Below are 3,670 nucleotides of genomic sequence, written 5' to 3'. Positions count from 1 at the left end.
CACGCGGCGCGGGCGCCGCCGACCGCTCCCGCCAGGGCTGCGGCGAGGGCCCCGAGGGCCGGGTCTGCGGCGGGGACGAGGGCTGCGGCGCGGGCCCCGCCGGCCGCGCCAACTGGGCGACGTAGCGGTCCAACCGGCCGTCGACCAGGGCGGCGGCCAGGTCCGCGCCAGCCGTGTCGGCGATCTCCTCGGCGTACGGCCGGATCAACGGCAGGGTGCCGGCGACCAACCGGACGGCGGCGGCCCAGAGCTGCCCGGTAGCGCCCGGGCGCAGCCCGAGGCAGAGCAGCATGTCCGACCGGTAGCCCGGTGGGGTCACCGGCAGTTCCAGGGCCGCCGCGAAGGCCGCCCGGCGGGAGTGGACCCGCACGGACGGGTTGGCCGGGCGGAGCACCGAGGGGCAGAGCCGCGCCAGGTCGGCGACGGCGAGCCGGACCCCGAGGCGGTCGTTGGCCGCGCGGGCGGCGGCGGCCTTCCCCAGCGTGGCGATCATCTCTTCCAGCCGGGGCGGCTCGGCGGGCTGACACAGCACTGGCAGGTCGATCCGGGGCCGCCAGTGCGGGTCGGCCCAGAGCAGCCGCGCCGGCGCGGTGACCGGTAGCCCGAACGCCCAGTCGGCCGGTTCGCCGAGGCGGTGCACCCAGGACCGGACGTCACGGGCGGCCACCGAGACGTGGGTGAGCTGGCCTGCGGACTCGGCCAGGTAGGCCCGGCGGGCCGCGTACGGGGCGCCGCCGACCAGCACGTCCAGGTCGACGTCGCTGTGCGCGGTGGCGGCGCGGCGGGCGTGGCTGCCGCGCAACAGGATGCCGACGACCGGCCGCTCGGCGGCCTGCCGCAACCGCGCGGCCCAATCCTCGAGAAAACCGCTATCCGGTAACGGAGCGTGACCCACGGCGCCATCGTGCCGCACGTCCGATCGGTGCGCAATGCCCGTTGGCGGACTTCGTGTCCGGTCCGGAGCTTACTGCCCGTTCTCGCACTGGGCGCAACGGTCGGCGCCCAGTTGTCGATTCCGGGCCGTTGCGTGCGGCGCGGTATTTCATCTAGCGTTGAGTTCAACAGGTGATGAGTTTCTGTGGAGGTGTGCGATGGACGATGCGATAGCCGTCCGGGACCTGGTCGTCGACCGGGGTGGGCGGCGGGTGCTGGACGGCATCAGCTGCCGGGTGCCGCGCGGCGCGGTCACCGGGCTGCTCGGCCCCAGTGGCAGCGGCAAGACCACCTTCATGCGCGCGGTGGTCGGGGTGCAGGTGGTCGCCAGCGGGACGGTCACCGTGCTCGGCCAACCGGCGGGCACTCCCGCGCTGCGACACCGGGTGGGCTACCTGACCCAGGCGCCGAGCGTCTACGCCGACCTGACCGTCCGGGAGAACGCCCGCTACTTCGCGACCCTGTACGGGCGTGGGCGCGCCGAGGCCGATCGGGCGATCAGCGATGTCGGGCTGGCCGAGGCGGCCGGTCAGCTGGTCGGCACCCTCTCCGGCGGTCAACGCAGCCGAGCCTCGTTGGCGTGCGCCCTGGTCGGGGAGCCGGAGCTGGTCATCCTCGACGAGCCGACCGTCGGTCAGGATCCGGTGCTGCGCGCCGACCTGTGGGCCCGGTTCCACGCGATGGCCGCCGCCGGCACCACCCTGCTGGTGTCCAGCCACGTGATGGACGAGGCGGCCCGGTGCGACCGCCTGCTGCTGATCCGTCAGGGGCGGTTGATCGCCGACGACAGCCCGGCCGCGATCCGCGCCGCCGCCGGTGTGGACGACCTCGACGAGGCGTTCCTGCGGCTCATCCGGGCCGGCGAGGCCGCCTCCACCAGCACCGACGCGACCGCCGCACGGGAGACAGCATGAGCCCGCGAATCCTCGCCGCCACCACCGGCCGCATCCTGCGTCAGCTCCGGCACGACCGGCGGACCATCGCGCTGCTCGTGGTGGTGCCGGCCGTCCTGCTCACCCTGGTCTACTTCATGTACGCCGACCAGCCGACCCCGCCCGGTCAGCCGAGCACCTTCGACCGGATCGCGCTGGTGATGCTCGGCATCTTCCCCTTCGTGATCATGTTTCTGGTGACCAGCATCGCCATGCTGCGCGAACGCACCTCGGGCACGTTGGAGCGGCTGCTCACCACCCCGCTGGGCAAGCTCGACCTGCTCTTCGGGTACGGCATAGCGTTCGGGCTGGCCGCCGCCGTGCAGGCCGCCGTCGCCGCCGCCGTGGCGTACTGGATCTTCGGTCTGGAGACCGCCGGCAGCATCGGGCTGGTGATCGGGATCGCCGTGCTCGACGCGGTGCTCGGCGTCGCCCTCGGGCTGCTGTGCAGTGCCTTCGCCCGCACCGAGTTCCAGGCAGTACAGTTCCTGCCGGTCGTGGTGATCCCCCAACTGCTGCTCTGCGGGCTGTTCGTGGCCCGCGACCAGATGGCCGGCTGGCTCCAGGCGCTCAGTGACGCCTTCCCCCTGTCGTACGCCATCGAGGCTTTGCAGGAGGTCGGTGCCCACGCCGAACCGACCGGCCGGATGTGGCGGGATGTCGCGGTGGTGCTCGGCGCGGTGGTGCTGGCGCTGGTGCTCGCGGCGGCGACCCTGCGCCGACGCAGCGGCTGACCGCCGACGCCGGGGGCGGCGGCCGGCACGGCTGCTGACCCCGGCGTTGACCGGGCCGGCCCACCACGGGCCCAGGCGGACGAACGAAGGGCGGCGATGACGCGGCGAACCGGCCGGCGACCCGGCAAACCGGGCACCCGGGAGGCGATCCTCGACGCGGCGCGGGCGGCGTTCGCCGAACGGGGCTTCGACGCCGCCTCGATCCGGGCCATCGCCGGCACGGCTGAGGTCGATCCCGCGCTGGTGCACCACTACTTCGGCAGCAAGGACCAGCTCTTCCTGGCCGCGATGAACTTTCCGGTCGACCCCGGTCAGCTGGTGCCGAAAGTGCTCGCCGGTGACCGGGACGCCGTCGGCGAGCGGATGGTGCGTACGTTCCTCGGCGTCTGGGACTCCCCGGCCGGGAGCGCCGCGCAGGCACTGCTGCGCTCCGCGGTGAGCAACGAGTGGACGGCTCGACTGCTGCGGGAGTTCGTCACCACCCAGGTGCTGCGCCGGGTACTCGAAAACCTCGACGTCGATCCGGCCGAGCTGCCGCTGCGGGGCTCCCTGGTGGCCAGCCAGATGATCGGCCTGGCCATGATGCGGCACGTGGTACGCCTTGAGCCGGTCGCCTCGGCCGACCCGGAAACCCTGGCGGTCATGGTCGGCCCCACGATCCAGCGTTACCTCACCGGCCCGCTGCCGACCTGACCCCACCCCACCTAGCCCCCTCGACCCCAACCCCCTCCCGCGATCTTGCACTTTCTGCGCCGACATAAGGGATGCAACCCGCATATCGGCAACCGAAAGTGCAAGATCGGCGCGGCGGAGGGCCGGGGCCTGGGGGGTTAGTGGGGTGGGTGGGTGGCGGCAGTGAGTCGCAGTGGGGGGAGCAGACGGGGGAGGTCGGCTGGGTCGGCCAGCGGGTTCGGGAAGGTCAGCCGGACCCGACGTCGGGCACCGGGTCGACCGAGGGCGACCAGCAGCCCGTAGCGGTCGAAGCGCACCACCCGGGGAGGTCCGTCCGGGGTCTGCCCGGTCAACCCGAGCTGCTGGCACAGGTACTCGGTCACCTGGGCGCCGTGGCAC

The 3,670-nt window shown here is 73.3% G+C and carries 3 protein-coding genes and 2 pseudogenes; 3 read left to right on the top strand and 2 right to left on the bottom strand.

Annotation, left to right across the window (positions count from 1 at the left end; all coding sequences use genetic code 11):
* Positions 1-841 (bottom strand): annotated as a pseudogene (locus KBX53_RS25965) (phosphoribosyl-AMP cyclohydrolase); the annotation flags it as partial.
* 250 nt (positions 842-1,091) lie between these two features.
* Here KBX53_RS25965 and KBX53_RS25960 point away from each other — a divergent pair.
* The 3 genes from KBX53_RS25960 to KBX53_RS25950 all read left to right on the top strand — a co-directional run bounded on the left by KBX53_RS25960 (position 1,092) and on the right by KBX53_RS25950 (position 3,292).
* Positions 1,092-1,847 (top strand): ABC transporter ATP-binding protein, encoded by a 756-nt coding sequence (locus KBX53_RS25960; RefSeq protein ID WP_030334438.1) that lies wholly within the window; start codon positions 1,092-1,094, stop codon positions 1,845-1,847.
* The gene (locus tag KBX53_RS25955) at positions 1,844-2,599 is read left to right on the top strand and encodes an ABC transporter permease (protein ID WP_030334440.1); all 756 of its coding nucleotides are present in this window, start codon (positions 1,844-1,846) and stop codon (positions 2,597-2,599) included. Before KBX53_RS25960 ends, KBX53_RS25955 begins: the two co-directional genes overlap by 4 nt.
* 96 nt (positions 2,600-2,695) lie before the next feature.
* On the top strand, positions 2,696-3,292 hold the full coding sequence (locus tag KBX53_RS25950) for a TetR family transcriptional regulator (protein ID WP_030334442.1): 597 nt from the start codon (positions 2,696-2,698) through the stop codon (positions 3,290-3,292).
* A gap of 137 nt (positions 3,293-3,429) precedes the next feature.
* On the opposite strand, the pseudogene KBX53_RS25945 reads toward KBX53_RS25950, so the two are convergent.
* A pseudogene (locus tag KBX53_RS25945) lies at positions 3,430-3,670 on the bottom strand (DUF2470 domain-containing protein); the annotation flags it as partial.

Source organism: Micromonospora sp. M51, from assembly GCF_018070305.1.
Lineage (GTDB): Bacteria > Actinomycetota > Actinomycetes > Mycobacteriales > Micromonosporaceae > Micromonospora > Micromonospora parva.
This window is presented reverse-complemented; position numbering and strand designations above follow the sequence as displayed.